This window comes from Halomonas sp. BC04, assembly GCF_000568385.1.
Window position 1 is genome coordinate 1 of sequence record NZ_AZQX01000154.1, and the last position, 21589, is coordinate 21589.

Here is a 21589-nt window from a genome sequence, read left to right on the forward strand (position 1 = left end):
CGAGGCGCTGACCGAGCAACTCGCCCCGCGCTTCCGGCGCCGCCTGGCGCTCACCGTCACCTGCGCCTCCGAGGCTGCGACCGCGAGGTCGCCGATGCCCAGCATCACCTGGACAGCATCGCCGGAGGAATCCAGGTCTCGAGACCCGCGTGCTGGATGGCGACCCGCGGCGTGCCATCGTCAAGGAGGCCATGCGCGAGCAGGCCGACCTGATCGTGATCGGCAAGCGCGGGCGCAACCGCATCCAGGAGTTCCTGCTGGGCAGCACCGCCGAGGCGATCGCCCGGGACGCCCACTGCCCGGTCCTGATGGTGCCCGGCAAGCCATGACGGCTCTGGAGAGATTTGATGTCTGTCAGGGCCAGACTGCCAACCTCGTGCTATAGCTGAGGTGTAGGAATGGTCGACCACCCCGGTCGCCTGAAATCCCGACACCCGGAGAATGCCCATGTCATCTCGCGACGTCGTCATCTGCCACCCCGTGCGCACCGCCATCGGCACCTATGGCGGCAGCCTCAAGGACACCCCCGCCGCTGACCTTGGAGCCCGCGTCATTCAGGAGACGCTCGCCCGTTCCGGCCTCTCTGCCGATAAGGTGCAGTCACTGGTAATGGGCCATGTCATCCAGGCGGGCTGCCGCATGAACTCCGCCCGCCAGGCCGGCATCGGCGGCGGTCTGCCGGTGGAGGTACCCGCGCTCACCATCAACCGAGTCTGCGGCTCCGGCGCTCAGGCCGTGATCAACGCCGCTCTTGAGATCTGGAGCGGCATGGCCGACTGTGCCATCGCCGGCGGCATGGAGAACATGGACCGTGCACCCTATGTGCTGCCCCAGGGCCGCTGGGGGGCCCGCATGGGCGATGTGACCATGCACGACACCATGCTCTTCGACGGTCTCAACGACGCCTTCAGCGGCAAGCACGCCGGCTGGCACACCGAGGACCTGGTCAGCCGCTACAGCATCTCCCGCGACGACCAGGACGCCTGGGCGCTGCGCTCCCAGCTGAATTTCTCGAAGGCCCAGGAGGCCGGCCACTTCGATGCCGAGATCGCCGGCGTCGAGCTCACCAGCCGCAAGGGCACCACGACATTCGCTCGTGACGAGCACAACCGTGGCGACACCACTGCTGAGTCCCTGGCCAGGCTCAAGCCGGCCTTTCGCAAGGAGGGCAGCATCACCGCCGGCAATGCCCCTGGGCTCAACAGCGGCGCGGCGGCGATGATGGTCGCCGAGCGCGACTGGGCCGAAAAGCAGGGCCTCACCCCCATGGCCCGACTGGTGGCCTTCGGCGTCGGCGCCGTGGAGCCGGACTACTTCGGCATCGGCCCGGTCCCGGCAGTCAAGCAGGCCCTCGAGCGGGCGGGCTGGTCGGTGGGTGATCTGGACAGGGTCGAGATCAACGAGGCCTTCGCCGCCATCGCCCTGGCCTGCCAGCGTGAGCTCGGCCTGCCGCAAGAGATCGTCAACGTGGAAGGCGGCGCCATCGCCCATGGCCACCCCATTGGCGCCACCGGGGCCGTACTCACCACCCGGCTACTACACGCCATGCAACGCAGCGGGGAACGCCGCGGCATCGTCACCCTGTGCATCGGTGGCGGACAAGGCATCGCCCTGGCGTTGGAAATGCTCTAAGCCTATAGCGACCATCCTTCACCCGCTTCACCCCACTCTGCCGGGAACTTGAGGGGCATCAAGTTCTCGGCGGATCGGGATGGATTATATATGAATAAGCATATATTCTTATCGACAACCCCTCCTCCAGTCTCCCGCGAGGCGTTGCATGCCGGAATCCAAACCCGCCCCCTCCTCCTTCTCCGGCCGCCTGATCGGCCTCGCCAGGGAGAATCCCGAGCAGGTTCGCTGGCTCGGTGCCGTGGTGGGGGTCTTCCTGCTGATCTACTTCCTGCCCGCCGGAACTACCCGCTTCGACAATGCGGTGTTGGAGGGTATCCGCCTGACACAGTGGTATGCCCAGGAGCACGTGATCCTCTGCCTGCTGCCGGCCTTCCTGATCGCCGGCGCCATGGCCGCCTACCTGAGCGAGGGCGCGGTGATGCGCTACCTGGGACCCAACGCCCCCAAGCCGGTGGCCTTCGGTATGGCATCAATCTCCGGCACCCTGCTGGCGGTCTGCTCCTGCACCGTGTTGCCGCTGTTCGGCGGCATCTACCGGCGTGGGGCGGGCCTGGGGCCGGCAGTGGCATTCCTCTACTCGGGGCCAGCCATCAACATCATGGCCATCGTGGTCACCGCCAAGGTGCTGGGGCTGGAGCTGGGACTGGCCCGGGCCATCGGCGCCATCGTCTTCGCCGTGGTGATCGGGGTGATCATGCATCTGCTCTATCGCCGTGAAGAGCAGGCTCGCGCCGTCGCCAACGCCCGCGGCTTTTCGGGCGAACTCTCCCGCCCCCTCGGCCAGATCGCCGTCTTCTTCGGGCTGATGGTGGGCATTCTGGTGTTCGCCAACTGGGCCGCCGCCGACAGCCCGACCTGGATGGCCATTCACACCCTCAAGTGGCATATCACAGCCGTTCTCTCCGGGTTCTTCGCTCTACTGCTGATCCGCCGCTGGGGCTGGCCGCTGCACCAGGTGGCGGTGCTGGCCGGTGCCGTGACCCTGGCCGCCCTGCTGGTGCCGGATGTGCCGGAGCTGGCCTTCGCCGTGGGCATCATTGGTCTGATGCTGATCGCCACCCTGCGCGATGACGACCGCGAGTGGGCCGAGCAGAGCTGGGACTTCACCAAGCAGATCATGCCGCTGCTGCTGGTTGGGGTGTTCGTGGCCGGGCTGCTGCTGGGCCGCCCCGGCGAGGAGGGGCTGATCCCTTCCGAGTGGGTGGTGCTGGCGGTGGGCGACAACGGCTTTCGCTCCACCTTCCTGGCCTCACTGCTGGGCGGATTCATGTACTTCTCCACCCTCACCGAAGTCCCCATCGTCCAGGGCCTGATCGGCAACGGCATGGGCAAGGGTCCAGCGCTGGCGCTGCTGCTGGCGGGACCAGCGCTGTCACTGCCCAACATGCTGGTGATCCGCACCATCATGGGCACCCGGAAGACCATGGTCTACTGCACGCTGGTGGTAGTGATGTCGACCGTGACCGGCTACCTCTACGGTCAGTTCTGGCCCTGATCGCAGACCCTGAGAAACAGGGCCACGAGAACTCGTCGCGTGGCCTACCCCCAACCCGCAAGGAGTGATGGCATGAAACTAAAGATCTACGGCAGCGGCTGCAAGAAGTGCCAACAGCTCGCCGCCAATGCCGAGAGTGCCACCCGCGCCCTCGGCATCGGTTGCGAGATCGAGAAGGTCACCGATATCAACGACATCGTCGACGCCGGTGTGCTACGCACCCCGGCCCTGGGCGTCAACGGCGAAATCCTCGTCGAAGGCAAGGTGGCCAGCAGCGAGGAACTCGAGAAGTTGCTCAAGGCCTGATCCGAGACGGTGGCCTGGTCCGGCTTGCGTCAGGGTGACGGGGCCGGGCCGTTGCCCTCTGCCCCGAACGCCTCGCTGAGCGAACCCTGGTAGCGCCAGCCGTCGGGCACGCGCAGCTCATGGCTGTGGCTGCCGGCCAAGCGGCAGATCGCCACGCTGGGCGGCGTACCACCGATGCCGATGCCAACGGTTTCGAAAATCACCCAGTCGCAGGGTGTGATCAGGCCGCGTTTCTGGTCGGCGAAGGCGATGTCCTCGAAATTTCCCTCCCAGTCGAAACGCAACCCCAGCGCCACCAGTCGATTCACCAGGCCCCGGACCTCGGCCGGGTCGAACAGGCTGATGCTCACCAGCTCATCATCGGAGCAGACTCCCTGCTCGGGCAGGCTAGCGCCCAGGGCATCCCATCCGCCCGGGATCCGCTGCCCAACCGCCGCCGCGCGGATGATCACCGCCGTCGCTTCCACCAGTACCGACATCGAAGCGCTCCCTCTTGAGCTGCTGACGGGGCGTATTGCTGGATGCCGGCCATGTTGGCCAAGGCCCAATTACGCCCCGAAATTGACGCTGGACAAAGATGCATCGCTTAGCCCTTACACTTTCGACTAAGTCAGCTTGCGAAGCCAAACACTATCTGCAAGCCTGCCAATTATGGATATGCAAATACGTATATAACCATAACAATGAACATTGGCCGTGTATATGCAAAAACGAGAGCACTGCTCTACAGAACACAATCGGGCTGCTCCACTACAACGCCCTACTCTATCCGGGATCGGCTGGGTGGCCACGCGCTGTCTTCAACCTCCCCCGCACCCTCTCGACTGCAACCGATGCCAGGCGGCATGCCCGGCTGACGCCCTTGGCTTCGTGGAAGAGGAAACAGCGCAGGGGTCAAGCTTGCGCCTGCTGGCCAGTGATGCCTGCCACGGCTGCGCGCAGTGCGTTGCGGCCTGCCCCACGGAAGCGCTGATCAGCCAGGACGTTGACAGTCTGGCTCAGGATATCGCATCGGGTGGGAGTGACGGCAAGGTGGTGCTGAGATGTCACCGGGTCAGCAGCGATCTTTCCTCACCTCACACGCTGCACTGCCTGCGTTCCTTGGGGCCTGACAGGCTCTGGGAGTTGAAGGCCTCGGCGACTCCTGCCGAGCTGACACTACTCCTGCCTGAGAGTTGTGCCTCTTGTGTCGCAGCGCCCTCACACGAAGACTCCTGGCTGCCCCAGGCCCAGGCACTGGCCACCGTCGTCTTCACCGAAGCCCTGCCGTTTGCCAGCGCCAGCACGGCTACGCTGAGCCGGCGCCGCTTTTTGCTGGGGGATACCCCATCGAGCCAGCCTGAGATACCTGCTCGGCATGCCTATCCCGAAGCCCGCAGAAACCAGCGACTGGCAACCGCGGCTCAAGACATCGATCCCGGTACCCAACTGAACCTGCCCAACCTCGTGCTGGATCAGCAGCTTTGCCAGGCACATGGCGTCTGTGCACGGGTCTGCCCAACGACCGCACTGCAGGTAAATGAGGCCGGAGAGTTGGCATTCGATCCGCTGGCCTGCCTCGACTGCGGCCACTGCATTACAGCGTGTCCGGAAAAGGCACTTACGCTCGTCGCCGGTCCAAGAGCGCTGCCCTGGACATTGCGCCAACAGGCGACGACTCGCTGCATGAGCTGCCAACGCGATTTCGCATGCATGGATAGCGCTGGCGAGGATGCCACAACGGAATGTCCAGCCTGCCGGAGGGAAAAGGAGCTGCTTCAGGATAGCTTTCGCAGCCTGTTCCACTGACAGGGCCAGGAGAATTGATCATCAAGACAGAGTGGGACCACCGGAGCCGTTCTACCGACGGATCCTATAGAACAAGACGCGAACCGTGAGGGGAGATCCTATGAAACTGTTTCAGACACTCATCAACCGACGGCGATTCCTGCAATCGTCGGCTGCGGTTGGCGCCTCGGCTGGCGCTGTGACGGCCGGGATCACTGGCCTGACCGGGCTGACCTCTGCCAGTGAAGCTCGCGCCCAGACGCCTCGCGGTGAAACCGTGGTCACCAAGAACATCTGTGCCCAGTGCCCCGCTCGCTGCGGTATCGACGTCTACACCACCGATGGCCGGGTGCATGCCATCTACGGCGACACCGGCAACCCCATTGCCAACGGCAAGCTGTGTCCCAAGGGGCACCTGGGCACCTATTTCCTCTACGATCCGGACCGTTTCAAGAGCCCCATGAAACGCACCAATCCCAACAAGGGGCGCGACGAGGATCCCGGCTTCGTCCCGATCAGTTGGGACGAAGCGCTGGATACTGTCGCCGAGCGTCTCAACGGGCTCCGCGAGCGTGGCGAGTCTCATCGCTTCGCGCACTTCTACGGCCGTGGTTGGGGGGCGTCGGATGCCGGCCTCTACGGCGACTTCGGAAAACTCTACGGCACACCCAATTCCGCCATCGGCCATGCCTCCATGTGCGCCGAGGGCTCCAAGCGGGCCAAGCGCGCTACCGACGGCAACGACTCCTACAATTCCTACGACTACCGCAACACCAACTACCTGCTGATCATGGGGGCGAGCTTCCTCGAGGCCTTCCGCCCCTACAACAACGTGATGCAGATGTGGGGGCACATGCGCAGCAAGAGCCCCAAGACCCGCGTCACCTGCGTCGACGTGCGCATGAACCCCACCATGGCGGCCGCCGACCGGGCGCTATACATCAAGCCCGGCACCGACGGCGCCTTCGCCCTGGCGGTGGCCCATGTGATCCTCACCGAGGGGCTATGGGACAAGGAGTTCGTCGGCGACTTCTACCAGGCCTCGCGCCGTTTCGTCAGCGGCGAGGCGATTCCCGAGGATTCCTTCGAGGAGAACTGGGTCCACGGTCTGACCAAGTGGTGGAACCAGGAGCTCAAGGATCGCACGCCGGAGTGGGCCGAGGCGGTCACCAGTATCCCCGCCCGGCACATCCGCCAGACCGCCATGGAGTTCGGCTCGACCCGCCCCGCCGTGGCACTGTTCGAGCGCGGCCCCACCGGCCACACCAACGGCACCTACAACGGCATGGCCATTCATGCCCTCAATGCCCTGGTGGGCTCGCTGTTCGCCAAGGGCGGCCTCGGCTACCAGATGGGTGTGCCCTACGGCGACCTGCCGGTCAACGCCGATGACTACCTCGACGACTATGCCCGCAACGGCGCCTGGAAGGACCAGCCCCGCATCGACATGGCACGTACCGAACGCTGGCCCATGACCAGTCATATGATGCAGGAGACCGGACCCAACCATCTCGCGGGCGACCCCTACAAGCTCGACACCGCCATGTTCTTCTACACCAACCCGATATGGACCGCGCCGGATCCCAAGGTATGGGAAGAAGCCTTCAAGGATGTCTTCGTCATCGACACCTCGCCGTTCCCCGGCGAGACCGCCATGTATGCCGACCTGATCCTGCCGGATTCGACCTACCTGGAGCGGCTGCAGGACTCGCCCACCTACCCCTTCGAGGGCTGGCCGATGACCGCCCTGAGGGTGCCGGCGGTGGAGCCGATCTACGACACCCGCCACTTCGGCGACATCTTGATCGGCATCGGCAAGCGGCTCGATGGCCCGGCGGGCGAATACTACCGGGAACTCGACAGCGTCGAGAATGTGCTGCGCCATCGTGCCGCCGGCTTCGCCGACAACCCCGGCGACAACGGTGTGAACGACTTCGAGAGCTGGAAGGAGAAGGGCGTCTGGTACAAGAAGCCCTATCACTGGCGGCTGGAGCGCGGACGCTTCTATGAGTGGGACGGCCTCGACTACACCCTGCAGATGAGTCCCGAGGAGGTGAAGGCCAAGCTGCTCAGGACACCCTCCGGCAAGTTCGAGTTCAAGTCCGGGTTCCTGGAGGCCAACGCCGACTACATCGAGACGGAAATGGGTATTCCTCGCGAGCGCGCAGGCCTGATCCAGTGGGTAGAGCCGCAGCACAGCGGCGGCGACGGCGACCTCTACTTCGTCACCCCCAAGACCCCGCTGCACGCCGAGGGCCGCGGCGCCAACGTTCCGCACAACATCGCCATCCACCAACCCATCGTCGGCGGCCGCGACACCGTCTACCTGGAGGTGCATCCGCGTACCGCCCGGGAGCGAGGCATCCGCAACGGCGACCGGGTGAGGATCACCTCCGACGTGGGCAGCATCGAGGCCGAATGCCGCTTCGTGGCCGCCCACCGCCCGGACACGTTGGTGCTGCCCTTCGAGTTCGGCCACTGGGCCCAGGGGCGCTGGGCCAAGGGGCGCGGTCCGGGACACTCCGGCGAAGTGACGGCCAATGTGTCCGACCCGATCTCGGGCCTCGCCAGCTACTACACCGGCAAGGTCAGACTCGAGCGCGCCTGATCCACGGTCACCGAATTCTTGAGGAGTCATCACCATGGCAAAATGGGGAATGGTCATCGACCTGGACAAGTGCACGGGCTGCCAGGCCTGTACCACGGCTTGCTCCATGGAAAACAACACCCTGCCGGGGGAGAGCTGGCAGGACGTGCTCTTCTACCACGAGGGCGAGTATCCCAGCGCCCAGATGAAATGGCTGCCGCGGCCCTGCATGCAGTGCGAGAACCCCTCCTGCGTGCATGTCTGCCCGACCCGGGCCACCTACAAGGACCCGGATGCCGGTGGCATCGTCTTCGTCGACTGGAACAAGTGCATCGGCTGCAAGTACTGCATGATAGCCTGCCCCTATGGTGTGCGCTTCTATTCCGACGAAAAGCCGCTGATCGAACCGGACATCCGCGAGGCCTACCCGAGCGAGAACGGCCAACTGTGGAGTCCGCCCTACCAGAACCCGGAAGAGGACTGGAGCCGTGGCATCGGCATTCAGCCCAAGGGCGTCGTATCGAAATGCACCTTCTGCTACCACAAGGTAAAGCATGCACCGGAAGGCGTGGCCGACCTCGACGAGGACAATCCCGCCGTGAAGGAGTACGTGCCCGCCTGTGTGCGCACCTGCGCCCCCAAGGCGCGCTACTTCGGCGACCTGGACAATCCCGAGAGCCAGGTCAACCAGCTGATCGGCGACAAGCATGGCGTGCGACTCAAGGACCATACCGGCAACCGGCCGCAGGTCTACTATCTTGGCGCCGGAGCGAGTGTACCGGCCTTTACACCAGCAGACAGGGGGGATGACGCATGAGGACTTCCACTTCACCTAATGCGCTTCAGGGCAAGCTGGGATCGGCCCTCCTGGTCGCTGCCGCCATCGTACTTCTGGCGAGCCTGGGTTTCGGTGTAACGCAGTTGGCCAATACCGGCCACACCTCCTTCAACACCAGCTCCACCCTGCCCTGGGGACAGCCGATTGCCACTTACCTCTATTTCGCATTGGCATCGTCAGGACTGGGGCTGATCGCCTCGCTGCCGCTGGTATTCGGTTTCAAGCAGTATTATCCCATCGCCAAGCGCTGCATCTTCCTCGCCTTCATCGTACTGATTTCCGGCATGGCGGTTCTGGCGCTGGAGCTGGGCAACGTGTTCCGCATGCTGTGGGCCATCCCGCTCAACCTGCAGGTGCAGTCGGCCATGTTCTGGATGGGCGTGTTCTATGCCCTGGACCTGTTGTTCATTCTATGGAAGTTCAGCAAGTTGCAGGGAGGGGAGTGGGACAGCAAGACCAGCAAGCAGGTGGGAATCGCCTCCTTCATCGGTGTCCTGCTGGCCAGCGGCAACCTGGCGCTGATCTTCGGCATGATGAGCATGCGTCCGTTCTGGTTCGATGCCCTGCTGCCGATCTACTTCTACTTTACAGGCATCACCAGTGGCGTCGCCGCCCTGGTGTTCTTCGTCTACCTGGCCTATGGATTCAAGCGTGAGCGCATGCCCCAGGCCCTTCAGGCATTGCTGACCGGGGCACTGCCCAAGCTGTTTGCGGCACTGATCGGCGGCACCTTGCTGTTCATCGCCGCACGCGCCATCACCGGCCTGTACACCAACAACCCGGAAATCAGCCTGGTCTGGAGCGAATACCTGTTTGCATCGCCCTGGTACAACGCGGCACTGCTGCTTGGCCTCCTGCTGCCCTTCGTGCTGATGCTGAGCACCACGCTGCGCAATCGCATGGACATTCAGGTGCTGGTCTCGGGTCTGGTATTCCTGGGGCTGTTTGCCGAACGCTTCTACTTCGTGGTCGGCGGGCAGGTCGTCCCCCTCTTCAGGGGTACCTGGGAGCCCAATCTGCTGAGCTACACCCCCTCCGCAACCGAGTGGGCACTGACCATTGCCGGCTGGTCGCTGTTCTTCGTGCTTTACCTTCTGGGCGAGAAATTCTTCAACCTGGGCGACATGCAAGGCAGTTCAGTGATCAGCACCCGCCGAACCCCAGCCAATCAAGGATCAACCGTCTGGCGCGGGCGAGGCAGCGGCAACCTGACAATGACGATTCGATCAACCGGCCTGCCCAGGGGGCAGGCCCTGTTCATGGAGTTGCCATGATCCAGGACACCGACTTGATGGCCCCGGCCGAGCTTTACCTTTGTCTGTCGAAGGCATTCCTCACACCGGTCACCCAGGTAACCCTGGACGACCTTCACCGGGGGCTGCTGCCCGACCTCCAGGAGCTCTCCACTCGCCTGCCGGCCGTGTCCGACACCTGGCTACATGAGTTCGGCCAGGCGCTCACGGGCATTCACACATCCCAGCAACTGCTGGTGGGCTACAGCAAGCTTTTCCTGATGCCACCTGCGCCCGCCCCGCTCAATCTGGGGGCCTATCTGGACGGTTCCGCGGCAGGTCAAGGGAGCCGTATGATCGAAGCCTTCTATTTCCGTCATCAACTGGCGAAACGGGATGACTTCCACGACTTGCCTGATCATCTCGCCCTTAACCTGCAATGGTATGCCTGGGTCATGAGCCAGATTCTGGAAGCACAAGGTGAAGCCGGCACCGAAATGGGCGAAGAGCCCCTGCCGGAACGGCTTTCCCGACTTCAGGATCTTTACATCATGACCCGGGACTACACACTCCCCGCCGTGAAAGGACTGCATCAGAAGATTGTTGAATGTGCCGATGAAGCGAGACCCGAACAGCGACTCTGGCGGCTTCTGGTGGAATTGACCCAACGTCAGCTTCAGCAAGAGCTAGCTTGGCTGCAACCAGTGATCGACCGGCATGCTGCGGAAGGGTCCCCTTTCCATACTCCACATGGCGACAAGGGAACGGTTGCCAAACGAGCGAGTGATGATGGCAATGAATACGGGAATGCCGCTGTCGTCTCTGCCCCTCAGTCCTGTGGCCGTTGCGGTGCGGCGTTCATACCGGGTGCAATCCTGAGTGAAATGCAGCAGCGCCTGGAGCAAGCCGGACTCACTGCCGATCACCTGATGCTCTGTGCGGACTGCAGTGAAGTGGATACTTCGAGGGCCGGGCCAAAGCCACTGGAGGACGGGCACAAGGGCGCTGACGTGTCGTACAGGCAGGGTTCATGAAGGAAAGGCACGGGAGCCATAGCATGCAGATACACGCCTTGAGTGAGGTCAGTGCCGCTTACACCTTGACCGAAGAGGACGGCCAGTTGATCGCCGCTTCCCCGCCAGGGAGCCCGCTAAGCTATGTCCACGGTAGCGGCCAGATGCTACCGGCACTGGAGCAAGCCCTGCTCGGCAAGCGGGTGGGTGATCGGATCACGGTGACCCTGACGCCTGAGCAGGCTTACGGCCCTTACCGACCAGAGCTGGTGTTCGAGGCGGTGCGTGACAACCTGCCCCCCGGCCGCCCTATCAAGGTCGGCATGACGTTGACCCCAGGCGGCCAGCGCGGTCGGTTCTCACTGAGGGTGGTAGCCCTGACCGATAATGGCGCCATGCTGGATGGCAACCACCCCCTCGCCGGCAAGACCGTGACCTGGCAGTTGGAGATCCTCTCCGTCCAGACAGGCTCCACAACGGACCATGGGAATATCGAACACCAACCCATACGCTGGGTGGAACTCGATAACTGAGCCTCATTACGCAAAGTCTGGGCGCCGAACCGAGCGCTCCAACAGCTGATTTTTCCACCGACAGTGCCACACCGCTGTTGGAGTAGCTTCAGCTCACGACTGGAGGCCGAAGACCTCCCGGCGGTGTTGCCAACATTCACGACCATCTCCAACGTTGCGGCCTCCGCCAAGGCGCCTGACGGCGCCAGTCGCGACACAAAGTCGGGGCGCCGAACCGAGCGCTCCAACAAGGTCGGCGACTACCGCGCTGTAGGAGGAAGCTTCAGCTCACGACTGGAGGCCGAAGGCCTCCCGGCAGTGTTACCAGCGTTGGCATTCACCACTGACGTTGCCGTCTCCGCCAAGCGCCTGCGGCGCCAGTCGCGATGGGAACCAGCGCTCCTACAGCAGCCCTCTCCACCAAAGTACAGGTCAACACATGGCCAGGCGTCGCTCCGGGCGGTTGCCCATGGAGGCAAGGCGCTGCTGCAGAAGCCGCAGGCGTTCCACCTCGCCCTGTGCCGCGGCCTCAAGCGACTTCACCGCCCAGGCCGGGAGCTCCGACTTCAAGCCGTAGTAGACCCACTGGCCATCACGGCGGTCGTTGAGCACACCACAGGCACGCAGCTGAGCCAGGTGGCGCGACACCTTTGGCTGCGACTCTTCCAGCACGTGGGTCATTTCGCAGACACACAGCTCACCCTCCTGCAGTATCAGCAGGGTCAGCAGCAGCCGGGTTTCATCACCCAGGCATTTGAATAATCTGTTGGGTTCCAGAGAGATCAAGACGCATTCCCGGTTTCTAGTTCACCATCAAGTCTACCGCACCCTGACCATGGCGTCAGTCCAAGCGGGCACTTGCCGTGTCTCGCGCTCTGGCCACTGGTCGATCAGATCAGCAAGCCGAGCGCGGCCAGGGTACAGAGCGACAGCGACGCCCCCTGAAGCAGACGGCGATCGAGGCGATGGGCGATGCGATCCGCCAGGGCATTGCCGGCGAATACCGCCGGCAGAAATGTCAACGCCAACGCCAGATGCCATAGCCGAACCTGGCCGGCGAGTGCCAACGTCGCCAAGGTCAGCAGGGACGTGATGATGAAGAAAGCCGCCAGATTGCCACGCAACCGATCCGGGGAGAGCCCGTGCCACAGGAGCACCATGGGAGGCCCGCCGATGGCGGCCACAGTGCCGAAGACACCCGACAATACCCCGGCCCCGAACAGGCTTGCCGAATTGACCGGCAAGCGAAACCGGAACAGGGTTACTGCCACGGCAAACAGCACGCTGGCGGCGATCAACTTCTCGAGCACGACCATGGGGGCCGTCAGCAGCAGCCAAAGGCCCAGCCCATTGCCGGGCAACCGCCCCACCAACGCCATGCCGATCTCGCTGATACGGATCTCATGCCGATACTGCCTGACCATCATGAGCGATACCATGAAGCCGAACAGCACCAGGATGACCGGCACCAGGCGCGGCTCCAGCATCAATAGCAGCGGTGCCCCTACCACCGCCAGGCCGAAACCGGTGGCACGTTGCACGAAGGCCCCCAGCAACAGTACCAGCGCACAACCCAGCCAGACCGTGAGTTCCAGATCGAACCATGACTGCAGCGGCTCAAGCATGGGCCGGCGTTCCCCCAAGCCGACGCAACCCCAGGTTGCCGATCAGCGATGCCAGCAGCATGGTCAACACCATGGGCCACAGGCTCTCGATCTCGAAGATACCGACCATGACACCGGCCAGTGCGGCGGAACCGAACTTGATCCCGCCCATCATGGCCGTCGCCGTGGCGCTCATATGGCCGAAGTGATCGAGCAGTGCCGACATGGCGTTGGGCGTGATCAGGCCGATCATCCCGGCATAGACCATAACCAGCAGGACGACGACGGGAAGCGAGGCAACCCCCAGGGCCGCCGCCAGTGCCAGCCCCAGGGCAGCGATCAACTGGATGCTGAGGCCGAGATGCAGGTTCTGCTGGGGCGAGCGACGAACCAGCAGATGAATGTTCACCCGATTGGAGAGCGCGATCACCAGCACATTGGCGCCGAACACCACAGGGTACATGGCCGGCGACAGGCCAAAATACTCCAGGTAGATATAGGCGATGCCGTGATGAAGGCAAACAGGCCGCCGAAGGAGGCTGCCACGGCGCAGATGTAGCCCATGGCCTCGCGATGGCGCAGGACACTGGCGTAGTTGGCCAGTACCTGGCGAAAGGATGCGACGGGCTGGCCAGGGTCCCGGGTCTCGGGTAACCGGGTGCTCATCAGCCACAGCAGGAAGGCCGCATACACGGCCAGGAAGACAAAGATCAGCCACCAGTCGGCGAGATAGAGCAGTCCACTCCCCACCACCGGTGCCACCAGCGGTGCCAGCATCATGATCATGACCATGGTGGACATCACGCTCGCCGCCTCGCGGCCGCTGAAACAGTCGCGGACTATCGCGGCTGAATTGACCACGCAGGCACCCCCTCCCAGCGCCTGGACGAAACGCCAGGCAAGCAGCTCGGGCAGCGTTCCAATGGTGGTGATAGCCAGGCTGGCCAGCAGGAACAGCACCAGCCCTCCCAGCAGGACAGGCTTGCGCCCCACCCGATCGGAAAGCGGCCCGAAAAGCAGCTGGCCGATGGCAAAGCCGGCCAGGAAGACACTGATCGACAGCTCTGTGTGATGAATGCTGGCCCCTATGCTGTCAGCAAGCGCTGACATCGCGGGCAGGTAGGCATCGATGGCAAAAGGCGCCAGCGCCGTATTGGCCGCCACCAGCAGTGCCACGCGGCGAGGATTGAGAGTCAAGACAGCTCCCTGTCGGTTGATGTCCGCACATTGGTAGGCTGCTAATGATAGACCAAGTCGGCTCGCCTGTCGTGCATCACCCTGTTACCACTCCGGGTCGCTTGCTAAAGTGACCGGATACTCAACCCCAGGAGCTAGCACAAATGGCAGAGGACCTGCTTTCACAACTCAAACAGATGAGTACCGTGGTTGCCGATACCGGCGATATCGACACGATCCGCCGTTTCTCACCGCAGGACGCCACGACCAACCCGTCGCTGATTCTCCAGGCGGCACAGCAGGAAAATCGACGCGCCCGCATGGCGGAGATCGCCTGCCACAGCACCGATATCGATGATGCCCTGGATGCCGTGGCTGTGGAGATCGGCAGTGAGATCAGTGCGCTGGTCCCCGGCTATGTCTCGACCGAGGTCAGCGCCAGGCTCTCCTTCGATACCGACGCGACATTGGCGCGCGCCCGCTCCCTGATCGAGCGCTATGACCGCCACGGCATACCTCCGGAGCGGATCCTGATCAAGGTCGCGGCCACCTGGGAAGGCATTCGCGCCGCCCGTCAGCTGGAGCGGGAAGGCATCCGCACCAACCTGACCCTGCTCTTCAGCTTCACCCAGGCACTCGCCTGTGCCGATGCCGGCGTTACGCTGGTCTCGCCTTTCGTTGGGCGCATACTTGACTGGCACAAGGCAGAGTGGCCGGATGGCGACTTCAGCGGTGACAACGACCCCGGGGTGAAATCCGTCAAGCGGATCTACGAACACTACAAGGGGCATGGCTACCGCACCATCGTCATGGGCGCGAGCTTTCGCAACATGGGCGAGATCCAGGCGCTGGCAGGCTGCGACCGGCTGACCATCTCACCGACGTTGCTTGGCGAACTGGCGGAAACCCAGGGTCGCCTCGAACGTCGCCTGGTGCCGATGGATGCCGAAACCTCGGCCCCGGAACCCCAGGATGAAGCCGAATTTCGCTGGTCCCTCAATGAGGATGCCATGGCCACCGAGAAGCTGGCGGAGGGGATTCGCAAGTTCACCGCCGACCAGCGCAAGCTGGAGGCGCTGCTGGCGGAATTGAGAAAACAGGGTTGAGAAAACGAGGCTGAGAAAACCGTGCTGAGAAAGCGGCGTTGAAACAGGCGTCGTGAAAGTAGCGGGAAGAGCCTGAGCACATCCGCCAGGGCGTGGGTCGTCTTGGCGGGATACGTCAGCCCGGATGCGGGCAACAGTAGCCTGAGGCTCAGGGCTGTTTCGAAGAGGCTTCCTGGGCTTCCAGCATCTCTACGAGTGGCTGGAATTCCTCGCGGTTGTGCTCGTTCATGCGCATCAGGATGCGGTGTGCCTCGAGAATACGCTGCCGGGTTTCCTCCATGTCGGCCGGCACCTCGGGGAGTTCGCACAAAGCGCAGGACTCGGTGATGGGCGTCTCCATCATGCTGAAGAACTGGGAAAAGCCCATGACCTCGAGCATGCGCTGCACATCGGGATTGTGCACCACGATGGTGGGCTTGTACTTGATCCGATCCTTGACCGCCATGGCCACCTTGGCCAGGAACCCCAAGGCAGTGGAATCCACATTGGTTGCCTCGCGCAGATCGATGATCAGCGTCTCGAGGCCAGGCGTCTCCGCCAGTTGCTGAGCCTGGGTGTCCAGCGTGGCGCACAGGGTGAGTCGCACATCACCGCAAAGCTTGAGTACGAAGACACCTGAGTCGAACGCTGCCTTTACGCGGCCCTCATTAATGATCATCGCCAAATCCGCTCAACATCATGATCGTCAGGTCATCGGGCAGCTCTTCGCCACTGTGATTCTCATCGGCATCGATATCGCCGGAAGGGTTCAGGGCCAAGCTGTCTCGAAGTCGTTCCAACGTAGTACAGGTTACGATACGTTGCTCCAGCTCCCTGAGCCTCATGTCGAGCGTCTCGCCCGGCAGGCATTCCAGAATTCCATCTGAGCACAACCATAACGTGAAGTTCGCCGGTAACCTATACCTCAAACGTGGATACTCCACATTGGGAAACAAGCCGACCGGCATTCCCTCACCGGGCAATTCGACGGCGGTGCCATCAGCCACCAGCAGCGGCTTCGGCAGCTGCGCCCCCAGCGAGTAGTAGAGCCAATGATCGACATGGTCTATCACGCCGACAAACAGTGTCGCATGCTTGCCGATCCCGGTATCCAGCAGCTCCCGATTGAGCGCCGTCAGCCAGTGTGACGGCAGATGGTCCGGCTGCGTTCCATCCCACTCATTCAGCCAGCGGTTACACAGGTACTTTAGCAGGACCGTGACGAATGCCGAGGAAGCGCCATGGCCCGACACATCGGCGAAATAGAATAGCGTGTAGCGGTCATCGAAGCGCTGAAAGTCGAGAAAATCGCCCGACAGGTAGAGCGATGGCACCAGCCAGTAATCGCAGGTGATGCCTCCCAGCGTCTGGGGGTGGGGAGGCAGCAGCTTGCGCTGGATCTGACCGCCTGCCTGCTGGTCCAGGCGTAACAGGGCCAGGTGGGTCTCCAGGCTCTCGTTGAGCTCCTCCAGATGCTCGTTCAACTGGGCCAGGCGCTCGCGATCGAGGTTTCTTTCCTCCTCCAGCCGGCGCAACTCGATGGCCTTGCGAATCATTCGCCGCAGCAATTGCCCATGCCGCATGGGCTCGACGACATAGTCCACCAGACCGACGTCCACTGCCGTCAACAGGTCGGCATCGAGGCGCGAGTCGCTTACCACCACCGTCGGTAGACGTTCGGTCAGGCTCGCCCAGGCCAGGCTCGGCACCGCCCGCGCATGGGCAACGACCAGCGCCGTCTCGGCGGGAAGGTCCTCGAGTCGCTCGGCGGCAAGCACCGCCAAGCCATCGCGGGCAATGGTGTCGGCCAGTGAATCACGATACTCACCGGGCTCATCGAGTACGCCAATCAACGGCTTGGGTGCATCCATGGATCAGGCCTCAATCGGCGAAATCAGAATCGTCGAAGTCCGCATCGTCGAAATCGAAGTCGTAGTCATCGCTGGCAAAGGGGTCGTCGCCCAGCTCTCCGTCGCTGACCTCGAAACGCCGTCGCTGCAGGTAGGCATCGCGAATGAAGACGTAGCGGTCACCATGTATCAGCTCTTCCTGATCGAGCAGCCCTGCGCGCATGTCCACAACCCGCAAGGCGGTCAACCCGTAGCGTACCTTGTCATCTTCTACATAAGTGAGAGGATAAGTATAGGTGTCAAGCGGCAGCCCGGCAGTGTCTCGCACGGTACTCGGTCCCAGCAGAGGCAGCACCAGGTAGCGCGACTCGCCCCACCCCCATACCCCCAGTGTCTGGCCGAAATCCTCGTCGCGCCCGGTTATTTCCATATGGGTCGCAAAATCCCATAGGCCGCCGATACCGACGGTAGTGTTGATCAGGAACCGCGAGGTGGCGATGCCGGCATTGCCAGGCTTGCCCTGCAGCAGACTATTCAGCGCGGTACGGATCTCACCGAGATTGGAAAAGAAATTGCCCACCCCGGTCTGAACAGGCTGGGGCGTCACGGTGCGGTAGCCCCGAGAAACCGGCTTGAGAACGGCACGATCCAGTGCGTCGTTGAAGGCGAACACCTGGCGATTGAACCCCTCCCAGGGATCATCCGGATGGCGATCCTCGATCGGTATGTTGCTGGCACAGCCGGCCAGCATGACCATTGTCATCAAGGCGACCAAGGGCCGTGTGACGGAGCCGGTCCGCTTATTCGCCATCGCGAGAGTCTCCCTTCATGGATAACCGAAGTGGCCGCATCATTGGCGACGCACCACAACGCAGCCGGCACTGTACCCGGCTCCAAAGGAGCAGACCACCCCCAGTGCGCCCGGGGACAGATCCCCATGGTGCAGATGAAAGGCGATGATCGAGCCTGCCGAACTGGTATTGGCATAGCGATCAAGAATGATCGGGGCCTGGATGGCGTCGGGGTCATGGCCCAGCACCCGGCGCGCGATCAGGTCATTCATGTGGTGGTTGGCCTGGTGCAGCCACAGGCGGGAAAGATCGTTTCCGGAGAGCTCGAGGCTAGCCAGATGGTCAGTGATCAGGGCCGCTACCATGGGACAGACCTCCTTGAACACGCGCCGCCCTTCCTGCACGAAAAGTTTGTCGACCGCCTGAGGATCACTGTCGGTGACCCGATTGAGGAAGCCGGCATTGTTGCGGATGGCATTCGAGAAGCGTGTCACCAGGCGCGTGCCGAGGACCTCGAAGCGCACCTCGGCGGTGGCCAGCTCCGCGTCTTCCAGCACCACGGCGGTACAGGCATCGCCAAAGATGAAGTGGCTGTCACGATCACGGAAGTTGAGGTGCGCCGAGCAGATCTCGGGGCTGACTACCAGCGCTCGCTTCACGTTTCCGGACCGTATGGCATTGGTGGCCATGTCGATAGCGAACGTGGCCGAAGAGCAGGCCACGTTCATATCGAAGGCACAGCCGGCAGCACCCAGCGCCGCTTGCAGCTCCACCGCCACGGCCGGATAGGGTCGCTCCAGGTTGGAGCAGGCGACGATAACCAGTCCAATGTCGCCGGCTTCAACACCCGCGGCTGCCAGGGCCTGCCGTGCAGCCGCCAGCCCCATCTCACACTGAATCGATGGCTCGTCGTTGGCGCGTTCAGGCAGGTGCGGGCGCATACGCTCGATATCGAGAATGCCCTCGGCATCCATCACATAGCGGCTATGTATACCGGAGGCCTTGACGATGAATTCGCTGCTGGAGTGAGCCAGCGGCTCCCGTTCGCCGGCCTCGATAGCGGCTGCGTTGCGGCCATTTTCCGCGTCGACCCAGCGGTTGAACGACGCCACCAGGGCATCGTTGTCGATGGCGTGCTCCGGCGTGAATAACCCAGTGCCGGTGATCACGACGTCTGTCATGGTGTTCTCCCTCATGCGGCCACCTGGCCACGTATGCTGTACCGGACACCGGCTTCGCCGATGCCCCATCGTCCTGGAGCCCCGCTGCCTGGCTCCTCTTCACGTCAGCCGCCGGCCGGCCTTGACCCAGTCAATTCTGCCCAGCGCCGCTCCAGGCGCTTGGTGGATACCGGCATCCGGGTGCCGAGCTGCTGGGCGAACAGGGAGACCCGCAGCTCCTCGATCCACCAGCCGAATTCGACCAGAGCCGGTTCCTCGTGCCCCCCACGCCGTTGACTCTCGCGCCGTGCCGCAAGGCGCGCCTCGAGGTCCTGCACCATCTGCATGTGCATCTGGTCGCGCATGCGCTCCCGAGGCGCCTTCTCCAGCCGGATCAATGCCGCCTCCATGTAGCGTGGGTATTCAAAGAGCCACTCGCCGGCCTCTCCCACGAACCCCGGATGCACCAGGCGCTGCATCTGCGCCTTGATATCACTGTAAACCAGGGCCTGGGCCAAGCTGAGATTGCCCTTCAACGCCTTGGTCACTGCCAGGTGCCCTTCGAGGCCGGCCTGCAGGGTAGCGACCAGGGCTTCGGCGTGGGGCAGGAGCTCAGCGGAACTGCGGCTGATTCGAGTCGCCAGCTCATCCTGGGAGCGCGGCAGGGGCGACGTGGTCAACACCTGGGTGAATACGGCTTCCACCACATCCTCGTTGAGCTGTCGCTTGCTACCCACCTTGGCAAACAGCAGCGCACAGGTGTTGAGCCCCGGCAGACGTTCGATGGCCTTGACCTGGTCCGGGAGCCTTGCCATGGCCAGCCTCGCCACGCCAAGACGGTGAGCCCGCTCGGCCTTGCCCGGGTGATCGAAGAGTTCGATGCGGAAGGCATCGCCATCGGGCACCAGGGCGGGATAGGCCTCGACCCGTATCCCGGCCTGGGTGGTCACGCGGGATTCGGGCAACGGCTCCCTGGGGAGCTCCGTGACGGCGTGAGCCGCACTGGCTTCCGCAGCCAGGGCTCTGGCCCCCTCCCCGGCAGCCGCCTCGAAGCGACGCTCCAGGCTCGGGCATCTCGCCCCTCTCCCAGTGTCCTCCCCTCATGGTCGACGACTTTCAGGTTCATGACCAAGTGCGGCTCGAGCTGCTCCGTACGCCAATCGTCCGGGTGGACCCGCACCCCGGTCTTGCGGCGCAGGAACTCGCCCAGAGCCTCGGTTAGCGGAATGTCGTCGGGCGCCAGTGCCTCGAGCGCAGCATCCACCCAGTCGGGAATCGGCACCACCTGGCGACGTAGCGACTTGGGCAGCGACTTCAGCAGCGCTATGCATTTCTCGCGCAGCAGCCCCGGCACCAGCCACTCCAGGCGTGCCAGGGGCAGTTGGGGCAACATGGCTGCCGGCACCGTCAGGGTTACGCCATCATCGGGCGCGCCCGGCTCGAAACGATAGCTCAGAGGGTAGCGTACTCCATTCAATACCAGTTCATCTGGGTAGTGCGCCTGGGTGATCTCTTCAGCGTCACGGGCCAGCAGAGCATCACGGTCGAACTTGAGAATGTCGGGATCGTCACGCTCGACCTTGCGCCGCCAATGCTCGAACCCCTTGCCGTTGTGTATCTCGGCGGGAATGCGGGCATCGTAGAAAGCGAACAGCGTTTCTTCATCGACCAGAATATCACGCTTTCGGGCGCGATCCTCGAGTCCCTCGACCTCTTCGACCAATGCGCGGTTGTGGTCGAAGAAGGCCCCCCGGGTACGGAATTCACCTTCCACCAGGGCGCGACGCAGGAACAGCTCCCGTGCCTCGCCGGGGGCGATGGGACCATAGTGGACCTTGCGACCCGAGACGATGGGCAACCCGAACAGGGTCACCTGCTCATTGGCCACCACCTGGGCACGCTTCATTTCCCAGTGGGGGTCGCTGTAGGTGCGCTTGACCAGGTGACCGGCCAGGGGCTCTATCCACTGCGGTTCGATCCTGGCTACCGTGCGGGCAAACAGCTTCGACGTCTCCACCAGCTCGAAGGCCATCAACCACTTGGGCGATTTCCTGGCCAGTCCCGATCCCGGTGGATGACGAACTTGCGGTTGCGCGCGCCCAGGTATTCACGGTTCTCGGTGAGCAGGCCCAGGTGGGACAGCAGCCCGGGAAGCAGCGCCTTGTGCAGCTGCACGGCGCTCTCGCGATATGCCCGCTCCCTGGCCTGCTCGTCTTCGGCCTCATTCGTCGTCCGCGTGGGAGGAGGGACCTCGATCTCCATCTCGCGCAGCAACTGGCGCAGCTGGCGAAAGGTGTCATGCCATTCACGCAGGCGCAGGTAATTCAGGTAGTGCTCCTTGCACCAGCGCCGCAGCCGGTTGCCGGAGAACTCGTCACGCGCGGCCTCGAAGCCATGCCAGAGATTGAGCAGCGCGACGAAATCGGAATCAGGATCCTGCCAGCGTCGATGCGCCTGATCGGCGGCCTCTCGTTTTTCCGCCGGCCGGTCCCGGGGGTCCTGCACCGCCAGCGCCGAGACCACCACCAGCACCTCGCG

18 protein-coding genes and 2 pseudogenes are annotated in these 21589 nt (G+C 63.3%); 11 read left to right on the forward strand and 9 right to left on the reverse strand.

Annotated features, from left to right (window positions below):
• The first annotated feature begins 74 nt into the window (after positions 1 to 74).
• The 4 genes from Q427_RS10920 (at position 75) to Q427_RS10935 (ending at position 3436) form a co-directional block, all read left to right on the forward strand.
• Positions 75 to 329 (forward strand): universal stress protein, encoded by a 255-nt coding sequence (locus Q427_RS10920; protein WP_081785947.1) that lies wholly within the window; start codon positions 75 to 77, stop codon positions 327 to 329.
• Positions 330 to 447: 118 nt separating this feature from the next.
• Positions 448 to 1632, forward strand: coding sequence for a thiolase family protein (locus Q427_RS10925; RefSeq protein WP_043513776.1), 1185 nt, complete (start codon positions 448 to 450; stop codon positions 1630 to 1632).
• Positions 1633 to 1780: 148 nt separating this feature from the next.
• Positions 1781 to 3130, forward strand: a complete 1350-nt coding sequence (locus tag Q427_RS10930) for a permease (RefSeq protein WP_051496296.1) — start codon at positions 1781 to 1783, stop codon at positions 3128 to 3130.
• A 72-nt stretch (positions 3131 to 3202) separates the two neighbouring features.
• Positions 3203 to 3436, forward strand: coding sequence for a thioredoxin family protein (locus Q427_RS10935; RefSeq protein WP_043513778.1), 234 nt, complete (start codon positions 3203 to 3205; stop codon positions 3434 to 3436).
• Between the two features lie 29 nt (positions 3437 to 3465).
• Here Q427_RS10935 and Q427_RS10940 read toward each other — a convergent pair whose 3' ends face one another.
• Positions 3466 to 3915 (reverse strand): hypothetical protein, encoded by a 450-nt coding sequence (locus tag Q427_RS10940; RefSeq protein WP_043513780.1) that lies wholly within the window; start codon positions 3913 to 3915, stop codon positions 3466 to 3468.
• A 223-nt stretch (positions 3916 to 4138) separates the two neighbouring features.
• Between Q427_RS10940 and Q427_RS10945 the strand changes: the two genes are divergently transcribed.
• The 6 genes from Q427_RS10945 (at position 4139) to Q427_RS10970 (ending at position 11406) form a co-directional block, all read left to right on the forward strand.
• Positions 4139 to 5224 (forward strand): ATP-binding protein, encoded by a 1086-nt coding sequence (locus Q427_RS10945; RefSeq protein WP_155833535.1) that lies wholly within the window; start codon positions 4139 to 4141, stop codon positions 5222 to 5224.
• Positions 5225 to 5324: 100 nt separating this feature from the next.
• A complete protein-coding gene (locus tag Q427_RS10950) occupies positions 5325 to 7811 on the forward strand; it encodes a molybdopterin-dependent oxidoreductase (RefSeq protein ID WP_043513786.1) in 2487 nt (828 codons plus the stop codon).
• 34 nt (positions 7812 to 7845) lie between these two features.
• Complete coding sequence (locus Q427_RS10955) at positions 7846 to 8607, forward strand: 4Fe-4S dicluster domain-containing protein (protein ID WP_197030599.1); 762 nt, start codon at positions 7846 to 7848, stop codon at positions 8605 to 8607.
• Positions 8604 to 9902, forward strand: a complete 1299-nt coding sequence (gene nrfD / locus Q427_RS10960) for an NrfD/PsrC family molybdoenzyme membrane anchor subunit (RefSeq protein WP_081785949.1) — start codon at positions 8604 to 8606, stop codon at positions 9900 to 9902. The genes Q427_RS10955 and nrfD overlap by 4 nt, the downstream gene beginning before the upstream one ends.
• The gene (locus Q427_RS10965) at positions 9899 to 10894 is read left to right on the forward strand and encodes a molecular chaperone TorD family protein (RefSeq protein ID WP_043513790.1); all 996 of its coding nucleotides are present in this window, start codon (positions 9899 to 9901) and stop codon (positions 10892 to 10894) included. Before nrfD ends, Q427_RS10965 begins: the two co-directional genes overlap by 4 nt.
• A 23-nt stretch (positions 10895 to 10917) precedes the next feature.
• Entirely contained in the window at positions 10918 to 11406 is a 489-nt protein-coding gene (locus Q427_RS10970; protein ID WP_051496297.1) for an FKBP-type peptidyl-prolyl cis-trans isomerase, read from the forward strand.
• A 411-nt stretch (positions 11407 to 11817) separates the two neighbouring features.
• Here Q427_RS10970 and Q427_RS10975 read toward each other — a convergent pair whose 3' ends face one another.
• From Q427_RS10975 to Q427_RS10985, 3 genes and pseudogenes are all read right to left on the reverse strand, one after another.
• Positions 11818 to 12168, reverse strand: a complete 351-nt coding sequence (locus tag Q427_RS10975) for a metalloregulator ArsR/SmtB family transcription factor (RefSeq protein ID WP_043513811.1) — start codon at positions 12166 to 12168, stop codon at positions 11818 to 11820.
• 107 nt (positions 12169 to 12275) lie between these two features.
• The gene (locus tag Q427_RS10980; RefSeq protein WP_043513792.1) at positions 12276 to 13010 is read right to left on the reverse strand and encodes a sulfite exporter TauE/SafE family protein; all 735 of its coding nucleotides are present in this window, start codon (positions 13008 to 13010) and stop codon (positions 12276 to 12278) included.
• Positions 13003 to 14186, reverse strand: a pseudogene (locus Q427_RS10985) (multidrug effflux MFS transporter). Before Q427_RS10985 ends, Q427_RS10980 begins: the two are co-directional and overlap by 8 nt.
• Positions 14187 to 14329: 143 nt before the next feature.
• On the opposite strand from Q427_RS10985, the gene tal reads away from it, so the two are divergent.
• Entirely contained in the window at positions 14330 to 15271 is a 942-nt protein-coding gene (gene tal / locus Q427_RS10990) for a transaldolase (protein WP_043513793.1), read from the forward strand.
• A gap of 148 nt (positions 15272 to 15419) precedes the next feature.
• Here tal and Q427_RS10995 read toward each other — a convergent pair whose 3' ends face one another.
• The 5 genes and pseudogenes from Q427_RS10995 to hrpA all read right to left on the reverse strand — a co-directional run.
• Positions 15420 to 15929 carry an STAS domain-containing protein gene (locus Q427_RS10995; RefSeq protein WP_043513795.1) on the reverse strand — a complete coding sequence of 170 codons (510 nt, stop codon included), beginning with the start codon at positions 15927 to 15929 and terminating at the stop codon, positions 15420 to 15422.
• Entirely contained in the window at positions 15919 to 17121 is a 1203-nt protein-coding gene (locus tag Q427_RS11000) for a PP2C family protein-serine/threonine phosphatase (protein ID WP_043513798.1), read from the reverse strand. Before Q427_RS11000 ends, Q427_RS10995 begins: the two co-directional genes overlap by 11 nt.
• Before the next feature lie 10 nt (positions 17122 to 17131).
• On the reverse strand, positions 17132 to 17911 hold the full coding sequence (locus Q427_RS11005; RefSeq protein ID WP_043513800.1) for an MlaA family lipoprotein: 780 nt from the start codon (positions 17909 to 17911) through the stop codon (positions 17132 to 17134).
• Between the two features lie 39 nt (positions 17912 to 17950).
• Positions 17951 to 19072, reverse strand: coding sequence for a beta-ketoacyl-ACP synthase III (locus Q427_RS11010; RefSeq protein ID WP_043513802.1), 1122 nt, complete (start codon positions 19070 to 19072; stop codon positions 17951 to 17953).
• A gap of 104 nt (positions 19073 to 19176) precedes the next feature.
• Positions 19177 to 21589 (reverse strand): annotated as a pseudogene (gene hrpA / locus Q427_RS11015) (ATP-dependent RNA helicase HrpA); the annotation flags it as partial.